This is a genomic window from Aquimarina sp. MMG016 (assembly GCF_018100805.1).
Taxonomy (GTDB): Bacteria; Bacteroidota; Bacteroidia; order Flavobacteriales; family Flavobacteriaceae; genus Aquimarina.
In genome coordinates this window covers 209,603-229,089 of sequence record NZ_JAGJEA010000004.1, presented here as the reverse complement: position 1 = coordinate 229,089, position 19,487 = coordinate 209,603, and the positions used below count along the sequence as shown (strand labels likewise).

Annotated in this window: 7 protein-coding genes and 1 pseudogene; 6 read left to right on the top strand and 2 right to left on the bottom strand. The window is 34.4% G+C overall.

The genetic code is table 11. The features are described 5' to 3' along the window. Positions 1-4: 4 nt before the first annotated feature. Positions 5-5,908, bottom strand: a complete 5,904-nt coding sequence (locus J8M14_RS10085; protein ID WP_211074487.1) for a glycoside hydrolase family 9 protein — start codon at positions 5,906-5,908, stop codon at positions 5-7. A 486-nt stretch (positions 5,909-6,394) separates the two neighbouring features. Then, positions 6,395-10,264: a two-component regulator propeller domain-containing protein gene (locus J8M14_RS10080; RefSeq protein WP_211074486.1), complete on the bottom strand. Its 3,870-nt coding sequence runs from the start codon at positions 10,262-10,264 to the stop codon at positions 6,395-6,397. Between the two features lie 795 nt (positions 10,265-11,059). On the opposite strand from J8M14_RS10080, the gene J8M14_RS10075 reads away from it, so the two are divergent. The 6 genes and pseudogenes from J8M14_RS10075 to J8M14_RS10050 all read left to right on the top strand — a co-directional run bounded on the left by J8M14_RS10075 (position 11,060) and on the right by J8M14_RS10050 (position 19,486). Continuing rightward, positions 11,060-12,784 carry a carbohydrate-binding protein gene (locus J8M14_RS10075; protein WP_211074485.1) on the top strand — a complete coding sequence of 575 codons (1,725 nt, stop codon included), beginning with the start codon at positions 11,060-11,062 and terminating at the stop codon, positions 12,782-12,784. Between the two features lie 229 nt (positions 12,785-13,013). Then, the gene (gene folE, locus J8M14_RS10070) at positions 13,014-13,712 is read left to right on the top strand and encodes a GTP cyclohydrolase I FolE (protein ID WP_211074484.1); all 699 of its coding nucleotides are present in this window, start codon (positions 13,014-13,016) and stop codon (positions 13,710-13,712) included. Positions 13,713-13,925: 213 nt separating this feature from the next. Further along, positions 13,926-14,336, top strand: a complete 411-nt coding sequence (locus tag J8M14_RS10065; RefSeq protein ID WP_211074483.1) for a hypothetical protein — start codon at positions 13,926-13,928, stop codon at positions 14,334-14,336. Between the two features lie 39 nt (positions 14,337-14,375). Continuing rightward, positions 14,376-15,401, top strand: a complete 1,026-nt coding sequence (locus J8M14_RS10060) for a ligase-associated DNA damage response exonuclease (RefSeq protein ID WP_211074482.1) — start codon at positions 14,376-14,378, stop codon at positions 15,399-15,401. Then, positions 15,398-17,016: pseudogene (locus tag J8M14_RS10055) on the top strand (ATP-dependent DNA ligase). The gene J8M14_RS10060 and the pseudogene J8M14_RS10055 overlap by 4 nt, the downstream one beginning before the upstream one ends. A 4-nt stretch (positions 17,017-17,020) precedes the next feature. Then, the gene (locus J8M14_RS10050) at positions 17,021-19,486 is read left to right on the top strand and encodes a ligase-associated DNA damage response DEXH box helicase (protein WP_211074481.1); all 2,466 of its coding nucleotides are present in this window, start codon (positions 17,021-17,023) and stop codon (positions 19,484-19,486) included. Position 19,487 lies beyond the last annotated feature (1 nt).

Below are 19,487 nucleotides of genomic sequence, written 5' to 3'. Positions count from 1 at the left end.
GGAATTACATTTTGATCACCTTTATCATTTTATTAGATTTAGATGAGGTTATTTTAAGAAAATACATTCCACTAGGCACGTTTTCAACTGTTTTCAGAATAATCATATTCCCTTCGATAGTAACATTAGTTTTCATAATATTACCTCTGTAATCTAACAGAGTTGTAGAAGCACTTTTAGAAATATCTAGTGACTTGACTCTAATTTCATCAATAAACGGATTGGGATATACTCTACTCGTAATGATGTTTTGTCCTAAATTTGCATTATTGTCAATTGGTGCACGATTAGAAGAGCAATTGGGAGCAGTGGCAGAATTAGAAAAATAAATACTAAATGATCCTGTCATAGAAACCATTACAAAATCATCGCCTACATAACTAACATAGTAATCACCGTCCAAACCTGTAAATCCAGTTCCTGAAAGGCTAAGGCTAGGTTGTGCGCTGGCAAAAGTATGTGTTGCAGATGACAAAAGGTTATTCCACCAATTGGGCACTCCTGTACTAGTTTGCATGGACAATTGCCATAAACCATTATTAGTTAAATCCCAATTCATAGTAAAATTAGTTACTGATGATAAATCAGGTCCACTAGTACCTAATACATAAATATTATTATAGCTAGCCTGTCGTGAAGATAAAGGATTAGCTATTGGAGTTCCGAACGAACAATCCGATGACCCTCCACCGTTTACCGTTATTACTGTAGTCTTTTGTTGAGAACCCCCATTTCCATCAGATACTGTAAGTCTGGCAGTATATTGACCTGCATTGGTATATGTGTGATTTACGGTTAGTCCTGTGCCTGAAGTGTTATCACCAAAATCCCAGGAATATGTCAATGCATCACCATCGGGGTCTGAAGAACCTTCAGCACTAAAATTAACTACTAAAGGAGCTTGACCACTAGTTGGTGTAGCGTTAATAATGGCTATTGGATTTTGATTACCACCACCATCATTACAAATAAAGTTATCTGCAGGACTTAATATTCTTTCTTTGATGAATGTCCCCGAAGTGGAAGTGTTATTCCAACTACCGGAACTACATGCTCCTGGATTTAATGCTGCGGACACTTCGGCTTTATCGGCAAAACTCCAATTAATCCAACTGATCTTCTTATCCTGCATCCAATTGATCCAATTTTGCGTTTCATCTAGAAATGGCCCTCCATCTCCACTTGCCTGACTAGTCCCAAATTCAGTTACGAATAATGCCAAACCTGCATTTAAAGCAACTTCTCCTTTTGATCGTAACCAACCTGTATGAGTTCCAGAATAGAAGTGTAACGCATACATCAAATTGTCAAAATTTAAAGGATCACCTGCTGCAATATCTACATCCTGACTCCAGGTTGGAGTACCCACAATGATGATGGTATTAGGATCATTAGCCCGTATTCTCGGAATGATATCATTAGCATAGGATTTTACCGTTGCCCAATTTACACCATTAGGCTCATTAGCTATCTCATAAAGCACATGTTTTTTACCATTATGTTTAGAAGACATATATGACCAAAAGTCTCTGGATGCATTAAGATTTGCATTAGGATCTCCAGGGTTCAGTACGTGCCAATCTATCATACAATAGATTCCTCTTTCTGCACATTCATCAACCATATTGTCAATCCAGTTTTTCCAATAATCGGGATTGTTTACATACCCACCTTCTTCGACATACATCGCTATTCTGTAGATATCAATACCCCAATCTTGCACTAAAGCATCCAAAGAACTTTCGTTATAACAGTTTTCAAACCATTGTGGTCCGTGAGTGCTCATTCCTCGAAGTTGAACTGCATTACCACATTCATTAACCATCTGATTTCCTGACACGCTTAACATACCATTAATAGCAACAGGTGAACCTGCAGGATACCCACCGGTATTTCCATCATTTTTAAATGAAGCAGAAATAGTCTGATCCGTAAGTACATTATCAAAAGTATAACTGCTCACAGCTCCTACTGAAACATCATTTACATTTACAGATTCAATAGAATATCCCGAATCAGGTGTAATAGTATAAGTCTGGCTTTCTCCTTTAGCTAATATTGTTTGTCCGGCAGGAGAAATACTTCCTCCATTACCTGAAGTGGCTGTAATTGTTACATTTTCCACACTATTCATTTCAAAGCTTGCTTCAATATTGTGGTCACTAGTCACATTTGAGAATGTATAAGTTTCAACAGCTCCAACAGAAGAACCATCTACAAGTACATCTTTGATAGAGTATCCTGTATCGGCAGTAATGGTAAAAGTACGATCACTATTTTCAGGTACCTCAATATTACCATTAGGAGAAATGCTTCCTCCATTTTCTGCAGATGAAGAAATAGTATATGTAGTACCACAATCTGCACCTGATCCTGATGTGTTACGAATCTCAGGAGCTAGATGAGGTATCAGTTTATCCATCTTCCACTGGTTAATACTGCTCCAGTCATCAGCTAAGATTCCTCCGGTATCACCAGAATTTGGGTTCCAGCACCAAAAGCTCCAGGAATACCCTTTTTCACCCATAAAAGCTAGATAAGTGTCAAACCAAACTTCATCTACTCCACCTTGAGTTTTAATTCCGAATTCTCCGGCAAACATTGGTGAAACATTTTGAGTATGCAAATAATTGAAATTAGCCTCCCAAATTGCAGGCATATTACTGGGGAAAGAAGGATCATTGAACCAGGTTTGAGGAAATACCGTTGGTCCATATTCATGAGGTGAATATACTAACTTTGAAGGGTCAGAAATCCTCACAGGATATTGGGCAGCTCCTTTTAGGTTTCCACCCCACCAATAAGTCTCACCTTCAAATTCTTCTACACCTTCTACCATAATCAAGACATTCGGATTAGCTGCCAATACTGCATTCCCACATTCTTCGGCTGCAAGTCTCCAGTCATTTACAATTGTGCCTGTTCCCCATTGAGATCCATTACCGAATTTACCATGTGGTTCATTATTAAGATCCATTGCTACAACAGCATCTTTGTTTTTATATCTGTCAGCAAGGAAAACCCAGTCGGATATCCACTTTTCATGTGGGGTTTGGTTCGTATACCAAAGTTCTTCGGAGATATACCCATCCGGCTGCCTGGAATGATTATCTAATATAATCTTCAAATTCAATTCCTGACAATAATCAACGATCAGGTCTAATAGATCTAATGGATTGGTCAATGTTCCTTCAACTTCATTTAGCATACGACCAGTATAAGGATCAGGTACTGGGGCAGTACTAATACCACTCATTGTAGCTCCTGGCTCCAGGATAGCATTCGACCAAGGAATCCTTACGGAATTGAATCCTAAATCTTTAATTTGTATCAACATACTCTTACAATCACGACTCCATAATCCGTGAGGCGCTTTATTAGAAGTTTCAAAACCAAACCAGTTAATACCCGTCAGTCTAACTACATTACCTTGTTCATCATATAATTTATTTCCAGATGCGCTTAGATATGTGCCATCGCATGAACCACCACCATCACTATTAGTAGCTGTAATCGTAACAACATAAGAATTTTCTGCATTATTACTATCAGTTACAGTTAGCGTTGCAGCATAGCTGCCCGATGTTGTATATGTATGTGATGGGGAGATACCACCGCCGACACTGCCATCTCCAAAATCCCAGCTATATGTTAGGTTATCTCCATCAGGATCAGACGACCCACTAGCATCAAAAACTACGGTTAAAGGAATTGTTCCGGAAGTTGGATTAGCAGAAGCATTAGCAATCGGTACCTGATTGCCGTCGATGGTTTCTTTAAAACTTGCTGTTATAGTAGCATTAGATTGTATATTTGTGAAAGTATATTCCGTAAGGACACCAACAGAGTTTCCGTTAACGACTACATCCTCTATTTCGAATCCATTATTAGGTGTAATTGTAAAAGTACGATTACTTCCTTGAGTTACAGAAATAGTGCCTGCAGGAGAAATATTTCCTCCTGATTGTGCGGAAGCCACAATAGTATAACTGGGAACGGTTGATCCAGGTTCATTACCTCCAACCAGTACACCATCATCATAAATGGGGATATTAGATATTGGTTTTGTACTTGACGTTAGCTCTGAACCTGACCAATCATTACTCAAGTCAAACGGTACACCATTATTAACTCTTATCTGTATTTGTGCTTCTTTGGCATTATGGCTATAACCAGCAGGAGCTATTAATACATCATTAGCCCATGTAATTTCTACATAATAGATGTTTGCAGAATCATCAAAGACTGTAGGACCAGAGAAACTGGCACCTCCCTCTCCAAAAGAAAGAGAAATGTTATAATCATTAATAGAATATCCTGCTGCTACGGATTCAGAAATATTCATATAATAACGTACTGAAGCCCCGGTTAAGGGTTTTGCCGGCCATGCGGAATAATTACTCACATCCATTGAGATGGTTGCACTTGTAGCATTTTGGCTGTTGATCTTGGAATTGGCAAATATTTCTTCACGATTAGGGACTTCATCTACAGGGAAATTAGGTAATGGATTTCCTCCATATACCTGTTGCATTCTTGCAATAGCTCCCTGAAAACAAGCGTTGTAATCTACAGCAACTTCATTTTCCTGAAAATCAGAAGTCACATCAGTATGTTGATCATCTGCCGCTCCCGGTCCTCCGACCAAAGCTCCATATAACGTATGAGTTGCGGGTACAGGATTACCACGATCTGTACCTTCCCAGGATCCATGTGTAGTTCTATGATGTGGGTTTTTTGGAGGGTTGTTTCCAAAACCAATTACGTAACTTCGATTATCTGGATTATCACCAAGCGCATAATTAATTTGACGCTCAGCGAAATTGAGATATTTACTTTTATTAGGAGTAGCAACATTATCAGCATAGATAAATGCAGTCAAGGCAGCATTAGCTGAATGCCTAAGAGATCCCCATTGAAATAACCAAGCCTGTCCTCCAGGAGAGTAAGAAATTTGATCTGTCCAATAATCTAAATGACGTTCTGCATCTGTTTTGTATTTTTCCTTGTCAGTAAGCATGGATAAAATGACAAAGCTTCCATATGACTTGTCTTCCCAGACCAAACTCCAAAGAAAGTCAACCGGTCTGCCTTGTGGGTTATTGATCATATTATCATATTCAGTCTCTGCTTTTTGTAAATAAGTAATATCTCCTGTAGCCTTATATAACCATAAAGCTCCCCATACTAATTCATCATAGTAGTTTCCCGAAGGATAACAACAACCTGCCGGGATAGCATCCGTATAGAACCCACGGTATTGATCTCCAAAATCATAAAGTGATTTGGCGTGTTCAATTAACTTTGCACTATAAGCAGGGTCACTGTCTTTAAAAAGTATACTAGTAGAGGCTAGAGCTGCTGCAGTCTCACAAACAACATCTGTACCTGGTTGTGCAGCTGTTACTTTATAAGCTTTCCTGTTGGTAAAGAGTTCGGTTAACTCAGCTGCTGCCCATACCGAATGATCTGAGGATTTATCGGATACCTGAGCCACAAATTCTGTGGGGCCAGTATGGCATTTCATTAAATAATCAGCAACCCAACGAATGTTATTTTTAAATATTTCGTCTTGATTAGTTTGCGTGTAGGCTTGCTCATATTCTAGATATCCCCAATTAAGAGCTGTTACCGAAAATGCCATAGGAAGACCAAATTTAATATGATCACCTGCGTCATGCCAACCTCCAGATAAATCTATTCCTTCGGCTTTACCGTCATTTACGTTTGCGTCTCCACGCCATGATACACGATTCCAATCGGGTAATTTACCAGACTGTTGAGCTTCATAAAAGAAGAGCGATTTTTGCAATACTTCTCCATAATTATAACTCTGAGAATTACCCGTTGCCATAATAAATAGAAGTATGAGAAAAGCAAATACTTTTCTAAAATTTGAGTTTTTCATTGGAATTAAGTTTAAGATTTGTGTTAAATAGATCTTAAAATTAATTCATCATATGATTCGGGTCTTTGATTAAATTAGAAAATAGTGGGATTAAAATCTTAGTTTAACTATTGTCTCATATTGGTATTATTGTCTCAAAAAGCTTAGGAAGTTTAATAAATACATAAAAATACAAGCCAAATATTTTGAATTATATATTGAGTCTAGGTTTCTATGTGTTAGAATGAGAGAATTTAGTTGCTGAAAAGTTTACTATTTGGATACTATAGTAATGCATAGTTTTAAAGCCTAATGAGCTAAATATTTTTTTTTATATGGGATATTTAGATCTTGTTGAGGGTATGTATAGGTATTTCAGAGTATTAGAAAATCCTATTTTATTAGTAAAGACAGAAAAATGATATTTATTTCTTTTTTAATAGGGTGAGGGGAATGGCTTAACGAAAATACTTAGAACCTTAAAGGCGTAAATGAACAAAGAGATCTCTATTTACTATGAATAAATTCGCTAGGAGATTTTCCATACATTTCTTTAAAACATTTGGTGAAATAACCAGGATCATTAAAACCTACGATATAGGCAATTTCAGAAATATTATATTCTGTATTTAGCAAAAGCCCTAATGATTTAGATAAGCGTCTGTTTCTGATAAGTATACTAACAGAAAGATTAGTTAGAGTTTTTACCTTTTTGTAAAGTTGAGATCGACTAAGGTTCATATATTCGGCAAGACTATCGGGACCAAAGGTGTCATCTTTCAATTGCGTGTCTATAATTTCATATAATTGAATCATAAAAGGAGATTTGTCTTGGTGCGGGATAACTTTTTCATCGAACCATATGTCTTCTGATAAGAAATCTCCTAATAATTCTGATGTAGCATATAATTCAAGGTCTTTTATTTTTTCACTAATATCTGGAGCAGCAACTATCTGTTCTGGATGAAATGCATCAGCAGATACAGGGATACTTATACTATACAGTGTACTGTTTTTTCCAAAAGAAAGATTAAAGTTACCTAAATGTACAGATATCAATTGTTTCCCTAAAGCTACTGCATATTGTGTTTCTAATATATGTTTTTCATTTAAGCTCCCTGAACCAAACTTTTTCTTAGCTAAATTAGATATGCCTGTATGCTCAATGGTGATTTTTGCGAATTGCCAATGATCATTAACCGTTTCAGATATATCGAGATTATTTGTTGATTCACCACGGTACAATTTAAGTGCTATCTTGATATTTCCATTTTTTGGAGTGTTCGAAATAGAGTGTGAGATTAAAGAATACAGGATTTTTTCTAGTTTGTCAATATCAAAATATACTTCTGCAGCATCAATATCAGTATGAAATAAGAAATTCATATGTTGTTTATCTACTCTATAAGTAAATGTGTTTATTAATAACTGACAATATTGAACAATATCATATTTTGCTACACGCAATTGCATCGAGGCCGAATCGAATGTAGAAATATCAGTCAATTGTTTTATCATTCGTATAACTCTTCTGGTGTTTTGATTGATTAAATTAAAATATGTTAATCTGGTTTTTGGGGGGATTTCTTCATTTTTAGATATTAATTTCTGTAAGGTTCCTCTAATCGTGTTAAACGGAGCTTCTAAATCCTTTGAGATTTCTTCATAGAATTTAATTTTTAGTGAATCAATTTGTTCTTTATAGTTTAATCGCATTTGTTGAAGCTTCTTATTACTTCTTTGTTTTTCTTTTCTAATCCCAAGCCATCTGTATATAAATATTAATGAAAAAAGGAACATAAAGTAGATTGACAATGCCCAGGTTGTTTTCCACCAGGGTGAACGTATCTCAAAATTCATTAGCACCTTAGGTGTTGTCCAGTGATTATGGCCGATAGAAGCTTTAACAATAAACTGATAATTTCCAGAAGGTAAATTTGAATAGGTAGCCTCATTAATATGTTTTGCGAAATTCCAGTTTCTATCAAAACCTTCTAATCTATAGGCGTACTGTAATTGGCGGGCGTGATCAAAATTAACTCCCTCATAGTTAAAACGAATATAATTTTGATCATGATTAAATTTTGCATTTCTAATACCATTAGAATCGACCTCATAGAGAAGTCGTGAATCATTATCATAGTTAATACTAATACCAGTAAGTATTAATGGTATTTTTGGGTTATCTATTTTTAGAGAATTAGGTCTAAGGGTAAGCAATCCCTGAAAACCGCCAAAGTATAAGATTCCGTCATTTCCAACGGTGAATGCTCCTGCAAAAAACTCGTTTTCACCAAAGGCATCAGATGCTATAAAAGAGTATACATTGCTGTTTTGATTGAGTTTTGCTACACTGTATTTAGTAGCAATCCATAACTCTCCATAAACATCTGAGGTAATGCCTGTAATAGATTTATTCATTAATCCGTCTCTGGATGTAATAATTTTAAAAGAAGAGTTTTTAGGGTCAAAACGGTTTAAACCATTCTCAGTCCCAATCCAAAGGATACCTTTATCATCCTTGTGAAGTACTCGTACTTTATCGTGGCTTAATTCGCTGTTTTTAGTGTTATACGTATGAAATTCGTTTTTATCAGTAGAGAATTTTGTTAGACCAGCTACGCTACCAATCCAAATATCATCTTTCTTATCAATTTCTATAGTATATACCCAGTCGTCACTTAGTGCATCTTCCCAGTTAAGATAATTAGCTTTATAACGAGTTACTTTCCCACTTGCTTTATGAAACTTATTTAATCCCCCGCCATGGATTGCCAGCCAAAGATTACCTTTCTTATCCTCTTTGATAGATCTGACATCATTACCTGAAATGGTGTTCTCATCTTCAGGGTCGAATCGATAAGTTCTAAAACTTTGAGAAGCCGGTATATATTCTTGTAACCCTCCTTCATAAGTACCAATCCATATACTACCCTTACGATCTTCAAATATGGAGAATACAGTACCTTTACCTAATGAAGAAGTATCTTTTTCGTCAAAAGCGAAATGTTGCAGAACACTTTTATTCTTGTCCCAAAGATCAATCCCAGAAGTATAATATCCTATCCAAATTCGACCTTTAGAATCTTCTAATACAGAAGATACACAGTTTTTGCTTAACTGGATTTGACTATACTTATCAGTATTATAAGTGTTGAAAGGCATATCTTTTAAAACCTGACTTATTCCTCCTTGAACAATTCCAATCCATATGTTTCCTTGGTTATCCTGAAAAATTGTTTTTACAGCTGGTGTAGATACATTCCATTCATTTAATGGATTTATTTCATATGAAGTAAAATTATTACTATTACCATTTTTTAAGTATACACCAGAATGATTCCCAATCCAGATATTCTCTTTGTTATCTTTAAACAAGGTTTCTATACTATTTGGATTTCCTGGTAAGGTGATCTTGGATAAATGATGGGATACAACATCTATCTTGTATAATGCACCATTATTAAAGCCGACCCAAAGGAAGTCATTATCCAATAAAAGCGCTCCTATTTTTTGATTATCTAATTGAATAGACGCCAGTAGATCATTAAAACTGGCCATATGATTGGTTTGTGGATTAAAATAACTTAAACCACCGTTATCATATCCTAGCCATAAATTCCCTTTAGAATCTGGTGCAACAACCCTAATATGTGAGGCATTGTTTTGTCTATTACTATTTTGATAAATAGCTTTTTCATAAACAACCATTTCTTCCTCATCAAACAATCCCTTAAGAGCATTATGAAAGACTATTTGATTAGGAAACAAAGAATCTTTTAAACGAGTTAGTTCGGATAATTTTTCAGGTGGGAAGTGATCTTTGTCTAATTTTGTTAAAGTTTTGTCATCAATTAGAAAGCTAGTTTCATAAAAATATCTTTTGAAATTATTCGATTTAGGCCGAAAAAGATTTAATCCCATAACTGTTCCTACCCAAAGTTGATTATTGATATCCTCTTTTATTGAAGTTACATAAGGATGACTAAGACTGTTGTCTTGATAAGGTTTATGATTAAAACGCTCAAAAGTTTCATTTTCTGTATTGTATTTGAGAAGTCCTTGATGTTCTGTACCTATCCATAGTGTACCTTTATGATCTACCAAAAGTGCAGTTATGCTATTGTCGCTTATACTACTTGAATCTTTTGGATGGTGACGAAAAACTTTAAATTCATTACCACCAAATCGATTTAGTCCATCCGTAGTGCCAACCCACAAAAAACCATCAGGTGTTTGAGCAAATGAAGTTATATTATTATTAGATAAGCCCTCTTTTTTAGTGTATCTTTTAAAGTTTAAATCTGGTACTTGCCCTATTACTTCAAAGAACAGCAATAAAAAAACTACACAACAATTAATAAATTTGGTGGTCATTGGGGTACTATTTGATACTTAAATTTACGAATAAAATCCGCTATGATTTAATTTAACGTATTGATAATTAGAGAAAAGAACGAAAATTTGATCTATGATGAAATGTTTAGAAAATGTTTTGTAGACATTTACAATAGAAGAACCGATTTTTGCTACTTAAAAATATTCAAATAGAAATAGCTAAAAGTGACATTTATAAACTAATTAGCCTAAGTTGTAGTTACTTTCTTTAATGAAACTATTATTTTTAATGATGATGAATAATTAGCAAATAAAGTTAATTATAAAATTCAATACTCGCTCAACTTCAATTCATAAAACCCCTATTCTTGTATATCAATAGTTCTATAAAATATTAATCAAATTTAGGGGAAAAATTACATCTTTACATTTAACGACAAAAATAAAGGTTGTGATATATTAAAACTACTACAACATTACCTATACAAATATTACAAAAGTATATAAATCAGCTCTTTGTCTTGTTTTTTTAATACTGTGAGACACGCTTTTTAAAGGGTGTATCTATAAGAATAAAAATATACTTGCTTTTTTGTCTTTTGTATATTTTTTGTTGTGTTTTATTTTGATGAATCTACATTTTTCTTGTCTAAATTTGATAAAACCTCAATAAAAATGTTAAGTAATTGATTTTTTAAAGAATTAATATTTAAAAGAAAACAATCTCAATCTATCATTTTTATTGAGTGTGTCGGATTTAAGGAAATTGAATTTGCTATCTGGCATATTGATATGCATTGTCCTTGTTACTACTAACCTAATCACACAATCGATATGAAAACAATTAAAACCTTACTATTTTTTACTTTTTTTATGATGTTAAGTCCAGTAGCTACTTCCCAAAGCTGGAACTTGGTTTGGCAAGATGAATTTACTAATGGAATTAGTCCGGACTGGGTATTTGAGACCGGAAACGGTTCTTCAGGATGGGGTAACAATGAGCTGCAATTTTATAGACGAGAAAATGCTACTATAGAAAATGGTAGTTTGGTTATCACAGCCAAAAAAGAAAATTTTGGAGGGTATGGATATACTTCTGCAAGAATGAAAACTCAAGGCAGACGAAAATTCAAATATGGTAAAATAGAAGCAAGAATAGCTTTGCCATCTGGGCAGGGACTATGGCCAGCTTTTTGGATGTTAGGAAGTGATATTTCTGCTGTAGGCTGGCCCGCCTGCGGAGAAATAGATATTATGGAACACGTCAATAATGAACCAGATGTTCACGGCACTATACATTGGCAAGATAATAACAATAATTATGCATCTTATGGAGGGCATACAGCGGTAAACGTAAATGATTACCATGTATATTCTATAGAATGGAATGAGAATAACATTAGGTGGTTTATAGATGGAACAGAATATCACATAGTAGATATAAGTAATGGGGTTAATGGAACAAGTGAGTTTCATAATGATTATTTTCTACTACTAAATATGGCTGTAGGTGGTAATTGGCCTGGGTTTTCTGTTGATGAGAGTAGGCTTCCGGCACGTATGTATGTCGATTATGTACGTGTATATCAAGCCAGTGCTAATCCTCCACCAACAGGAGTTGCTATTATCTATGAGCATTGCTCATATGGCGGATATGCTATTGGTCTTGGTGAAGGTAATTACACCAGAACACAGTTGATAGGGTTGGGTATAAAAGATGATGATATTTCCTCTGTAAAAGTGCAATCTGGTTACCAAACTACGCTTTATTTTGATGATAACTTTACAGGAACATCCGTTACCAAAACTATAGATGATAGTTGTCTTGTAGATGATGGTTTTAATGATCAGGTAACTTCTATTATTATATCCAAATCAAATGGTGGATCAAGTACTTTTATAGAAGCAGAAAATTATACCTCTATGTTTGGTGTTCAGAACGAAAATTGTTCAGAAGGAGGTCAAAATGTAGGGTATATAGATACAGGAGATTGGATGGCATATAATAATATCAACTTTCCGACTTCTGGGAGTTATACTATTGAATATCGTGTAGCAAGTACAATTAATGGTGCTAAATTATCAACAGATATTAATGCAGGCGCAACGGTTTTAGGACAAGTAAATATTCCAAATACTGGAGGATGGCAAAATTGGACTACTGTGTCTCATATTGTTAATGTAAATGCAGGAACATATCCATTGGGAATTTATGCGGCATCAGGTGGATGGAATATCAACTGGATTAAAATTACCAAACAAAATAACGCTCGATCTTTTGACTCTGCTTCAACTTATAGTACAAAACCAGATGAAGAAAGAAAGAGAATAAGTACTACTTCAATATATCCAAATCCTTTTACAGATATCATCCAATTTAATTTTGATACAGATAATGCGAATATTATTGTTTTTGATGCTTTAGGACGTAAAGTAATGACTTCAAAATATATTAAGTCAGGCAAATCCATTGACCTTTCTTACCTTGAAAAAGGAATGTATTCGATCACTATAGAAAAAGATGGAGTTAAAGAGATAAAATATATAATAAAACAATAATTCATAGAGATATGTAAAGGAACATCTTGTTATTTATTATCGTCTTGCAATACTTAAATATGCATAAAGTTTATAGTGTTATGTTAATTTTTGTTTAACTATTATCAATTATAGTTAAACATTTTTGTAGATTTGAAATAGAAGAAAAAGTTTAAACACTTAATTTTAGTATAATAGACTCTTTTTAAGTGCTTGGATTAAGCAAACTTTAAGTTAACAAAAAGAATAGATGGAATTGAAAACTAAAACTTTAATGCGACCTAATGGCCATCGTTTGAATGGTTTTTCTATAGAAGAAATTGGAGATGATCATATCAGTACAGGTATAGAAACACCTATGAAGCAGGATGCTTTTGATATTTCTGACACTGATAAAAAAGAACGTATTACTCAACTATTTGCTGAGATCATGGATGTAATGGGGCTCGATCTAACCGATGATTCACTGAGAGGAACTCCTGCCAGAGTAGCAAAAATGTATATAGATGAAATTTTCTCTGGATTAAATCCTAAGAATAAGCCAAAAGTAGCGTTGTTTGATAATAAATATCAATACAATCAGATGCTGGTAGAAAAAAATATTACTTTTTATTCTAACTGCGAACATCATTTTGTTCCTATAATAGGGAAAGCCCATATTGCTTATATCTCTTCTGGAAAAGTAATTGGATTATCTAAGCTAAATAGAATTGTTCAATATTTTGCAAAACGTCCTCAGGTACAAGAACGGTTAACAAATCAGATTGCCTTGGAGTTAAAACAGATTTTGGATACAGAAGATGTAGCTGTAATTATAGATGCCAAACACTTGTGTGTATCTTCTAGAGGAATAAAAGATGATACATCAGCGACAGTAACAGCATATTACGGAGGTGTTTTTAATACATCTGATAAAATAGCTGAGTTACAAAACTATCTTAAGGATTAAAACTAATCCTTAGACTAATAGCTTATGTTCGGACTGTTTAAGAAAAATCCAGGGTAGAGGTTTTACATAAGAAGTACGAGAAATTGATGTCTAAATAAGATGAACTTTCTAGTATTAACCGTGCCGAAAGTGATAAAAAAATATGTTTAAGCAAAAGATATTCATAAACAAATAGAAATGATTCAAAAACAGTAAGTTCATATACTTTTTTTAATGAATGTAGAAATCTTAAAACTGCTCTTTGATTTTGGATTATTAGTATTAATCTGGTTAGTACAGCGAATAATTTACCCAAGTTTTACTTACTACCAAAAGAACAATCTTGTTAAATGGCATAAAGAGTATACACTTAGACTTGGCTATATTGTTATATTTTTAATGATAGGGCAATTGATTTTGTCTGTTGTTTGGGTTTTTAGAGAATTCTCTCTATTAAGAGTGATTAACTTAGGATTGATAATAACAATCTGGTTATTAACATTTTTACAATTTGTACCATTACATCTCAAAATTTCATCCAATATGATCAATGATACTATATTAAAACAATTAGTACATCTCAATTGGTCGCGTACATTGTTATGGACACTAGTCTTTATTTTAAGTTGTATTGATATGGGGTAGTTATCTTTAATAAGTATCTTTAAGAAGAAAAGTGATACAATGAATATACCCTTACTTGTTTTTAATGATAAAGGAATTTATTGTGAGGTTGCCGACGTATATATTGATCCCTGGAAACCTGTTGATAAAGCTATCATTACTCATGGTCATGCAGATCATAGCCGGTGGGGACATAAACAATATATTACTCAACATACCAATATTCCTATAATTAAGCATAGACTTGGCGATATCGTAGTGACTGGAAAAAAATACAATGAAACCTTTATGATCAATAATGTAAAGTTTTCCTTTCACCCTGCAGGTCATATCATTGGTAGCTCACAGATTAGAGTAGAACATAAAGGCGAAGTATGGGTTTTTACTGGCGATTATAAAATTGAAGATGATGGTATTTCTGTACCCTATGAACCCGTAAGGTGCCATACTTTTATCACCGAATGTACCTTTGGTCTACCAGCATTTAAATGGGCTCCACAAACTGAAGTTTTTGAGGATATTAATTCCTGGTGGTCAAGAAATCAAAAAGAACAAAAAACCTCTATTCTTTTTGGATATTCCTTGGGTAAAGCACAACGATTATTAAAATATTTGGACCCTACTATCGGTAAAATTTACACTCACGGTGCAATTGAAAATATGACTGAAGTTCTTCGTTCAATAGTAGATTTTCCAGAAACTATATTAATAACTCGAGATACTACAAAAGAAGAATTGAAAGGAAACATAGTATTGGCTCCTCCCAGTGCACACGGGAGTACTTGGATTCGTAAAATGGTTCCATATGTTACTGCTTCAGCAAGTGGATGGATGGCTTTTAGGGGGGCTCGTAGGCGTAGAGCAATAGATAAAGGGTTTATATTATCTGATCATTGTGATTGGCAAGGATTATTACAAGCAATCGAAGCTACAGGAGCAGAAAAGATAATAAGTACACATGGATATACAGATATTTTTTCGAGATACCTTAGAGAATTAGGATATGATGCTAGGACAGAACAAACGCAATATGAAGGAGAATTAGTAGAGGTGGAAAAAAACAAAGGAAGCGAGGTTTCTGAATGAAAAAATTTGCTGACCTTATAAAGATACTGGATAGCACCAATAAAACGAATGACAAAGTAGCTGCATTAACTTCATATTTCCAAAATGCATCTGATCCTGATAAAGTTTGGACTATTGCCATTCTTTCTCATCGTCGTCCACCAAGACCGGTAACTACAACTTTACTTAGAAGTTGGGCAGCAGAATTAGCCAATATTCCATTATGGTTGTTCGAAGAGTCTTATCATATTGTTGGAGATCTGGCAGAAACTATAGCCTTGGTTATTCCAGTTTCAAAACGGAGTACAGAAAAGTCACTTACTCAGTTTTTAAATCAAATGATTGCTCTTAAAAAAAAGATGAAGATGATAAAAAAGCATATGTGTTAGAAAATTGGAAAGTGCTCAATTATTATGAACGATTCGTATTTACAAAATTAATTACAGGAGGATTTAGAATTGGAGTAAGTCAAAAACTGATGACCAAAGCTTTATCAAAGGCAACTGGAATTGATGAGGATATTCTAGCCTATAAACTTATGGGTAACTGGAATCCAGAAACTATTTCATTTAAGGATTTGGTCTTAGAAGAAAAAGCTTCTGATTTTCTATCAAAACCTTACCCATTCTACTTAGCATATGCAATCGAAGGAGAAGTTGCCAGTTTAGGTAATGTTCTAGATTGGAGCGTAGAACATAAATGGGATGGAATTCGATCTCAGGTAATTATCAGAGATCATAAATTATTTGTTTGGAGCCGTGGAGAAGAATTAGTAACAGATAAATACCCAGAGTTTTACTCTTTTGTAGATCAAATTCCTGATGGAACTGTACTCGATGGTGAGATTTTACCATTTCCGAATGGAAGTATTGGTACATTTAATGACTTACAAACCCGAATTGGCCGAAAAAATGTTTCTAAAGCTTTGTTGGCTAAAACTCCAGTAATTCTTAAGGTATATGATATGTTAGAGTGGAAAGGAAAAGATATTAGAAATATGCCTTTTTCTGAAAGAAGAGAGTTACTAGAGTGCATGTATGAAAATATTTATGATTATAAATCTAATCAGGAATACACGGATTTGTTTCCTCTTCAGCTATCTGAGAAAATGACTTTTAATTCCTGGGAAGATGTTACAAAAGAACGATCTCGTTCACGTGAGATGAAAAGTGAAGGATTAATGCTTAAAAGAAAAGATTCTCCTTATCGAGTTGGACGAAAAAAAGGAGATTGGTGGAAATGGAAAGTAGATCCACTAACTATTGATGCAGTACTTACATACGCTATGCGCGGACACGGTAGAAGATCAAATCTTTTTACCGATTATACATTTGCACTTTGGAACAGAGAGAATAATGAATTAGTAACTTTTGCAAAAGCATATTCTGGTTTAACTGACGCAGAATTTAGAAAAGTTGATGCCTGGATTAAGAAAAATACGTTAGAACGTTTTGGTCCTGTACGAAGTGTAACTCCAGCATTGGTATTTGAGATTGCTTTTGAGGGAATTGCTTTATCAAAACGACATAAAAGTGGAATTGCAACCCGATTTCCTCGTATTTTGAGATGGAGACAAGATAAAAAAATAGAAGAGGCTAATACTCTGGAAGACCTAAAAGCTATGATTACTTCTTAACCCTATGAATAGAAAAGAACTCTATACTATTGCAGAAAATTGGTTCGAAAATCAATTCTGGAAGCCTTTTCCTTTTCAGAGACAAACATGGAGTGCTTTTTTGCAAGGAAAAAATGGGTTATTAAATGCTCCAACAGGTAGTGGAAAAACATATGCTTTATGGATACCTATTGTTTTAGATTATATCAAAAGAAACCCTGAATACACCTCAAAACATAAAAAAGGACTAAAAGCTATCTGGATCACTCCATTGAAAGCACTTTCCGTAGAAATAAAACAAGCAACAGAACGTTTTGTAGAGGAATTGGGAGTGCCCCTTACTGTTGGTATTCGTACCGGAGATACTTCTCAAAAAGAAAGAGCGGCACAAAAAAGAACAATGCCTGATTTATTAATCACTACTCCAGAAAGTCTACAGTTATTATTGGCATCCAAAGGGTATGATAAAACCTTCAAAGATGTTACTGCAGTAGTAATAGATGAATGGCATGAACTTTTAGGTAGTAAACGAGGTGTACAAATGGAGTTAGCATTATCACGACTCAGAATTGTATCTAATTCGTTACGTATATGGGGGATATCTGCAACCATAGGTAACCTGGAACAGGCCCGTGAAGTTTTGCTGGGCACCTCTTTGGATGCGATAGAAAATTCTGTATTGATAAAAGCGAATATCATTAAAAAGATTAAAGTTAAATCCATAATTCCTAAAGAAATGGAAACATTTCCTTGGAGAGGGCATTTAGGATTGCATTTACTCGAAGAGGTAATCCCTATTATTGGGCAAAGCAAAACGACCTTACTTTTTACCAATACAAGAGCACAATGCGAGATCTGGTTTCAGAAAATATTGGAAAGGTATCCAGAATTTGCAGGAGAAATAGCAATGCATCACGGTAGTATCAATAAAGAAACTCGTTTGTGGGTTGAGCATGCGATTCGTAATGAATCACTTAAGGCGGTAGTATGTACATCTAGCCTTGATCTTGGAGTAGATTTTGCTCCTGTTGAAACCATTATTCAGATAGGTGGTCCAAAAGGCGTAGCTCGTTTTCTACAACGTGCCGGGAGAAGTGGTCATCAACCAGGAAAAGAAAGTGTAATTTACTTTTTGCCAACTCATGCAATAGAATTAGTGGAAGCATCAGCACTACAAAAAGCGGTACAACATAAAATTGTGGAAGATCGCGTTCCATATCTTAATAGTTTTGATGTATTAGTTCAATACCTAACTACGTTAGCCGTTTCTGATGGTTTTTATCCTGATCAGATTTTTTCAGAAGTTAAAGGCACATTCTGTTTTCAATCTATAACCGAAGAACAGTTTCAATGGGTTTTAAATTTCATAACATTGGGTAGTCAAAGCCTACAGAGTTATGATGAATATAAAAAAGTTGATATTGAACCAGATGGACGGTTCAAAGTAAATAGTCGTTCTGTAGCAATGAGACATCGTTTACAAATAGGAACCATTGTTAGCGATGCTGTCTTGACAGTCAAGTACATGAAAGGAGGATATCTGGGATCTATTGAAGAATGGTTTATTTCTAAATTAAAACCTGGAGATGTATTTACTTTTGCTGGTCGCAATCTAGAACTTTTTCGAGTTAAGAATATGCAAGTTTTGGTTAGGAAATCAAAACAAAAAACTTCTAAAGTCCCGAGTTGGATGGGCGGTCGTATGAGTTTTTCTTCAGAAATGAGTAACTTATTAAGGGAAGAGCTTTATATTTCGTCTTCTGCAAATCCTAAAGTGTCTAAAGAGTTAAAAGCACTCACTCATATTTTTGATCGACAAAAAAAGGAAAGCATTGTTCCTGGGCCTGATGAATTTTTGATAGAAACTTTTAAAACTCGAGATGGGCACCATGCCGTTTTTTATCCTTTTGAAGGAAGATTTGTTCACGAGGCATTAGGAAGTTTGATAGCATACCGTATAAGTTTGCTTGCACCAATAAGTTTTTCCATTGCATTTAATGATTACGGTTTTGAATTATTATCTGACCAAGAGATTGATATGCAACAGGTATTGGATAATAATTTATTTACTACAGCATATTTGAGTAAAGATTTACGAAAAAGCTTGAATGCTACAGAGATGGCAAGGCGTAAATTTAGAGACATCGCTGTAATTTCTGGATTGGTATTTACCGGATATCCAGACAAATTATTGAAAAGTAAACACTTACAGTCTAGTTCACAATTACTTTTTAATGTTTTTAAGGATTATGAATCAAGCAATTTGTTATATCAGCAGTCATTTATAGAAACTTTTGAACACCAGCTACAAGAAGGGAGACTACAATTAGCTATGGAACGTATTGGTAAGCAAACCATAACCTGGAAACGATGCAAAAAACCTACACCATTTTCCTTTCCTATTATTACTGATAGGTTACGAGAAAAATTATCCTCGGAGAAATTGGTAGATCGTATTAGAAAAATGACTATTCAGCTAGAAAAATCATAGC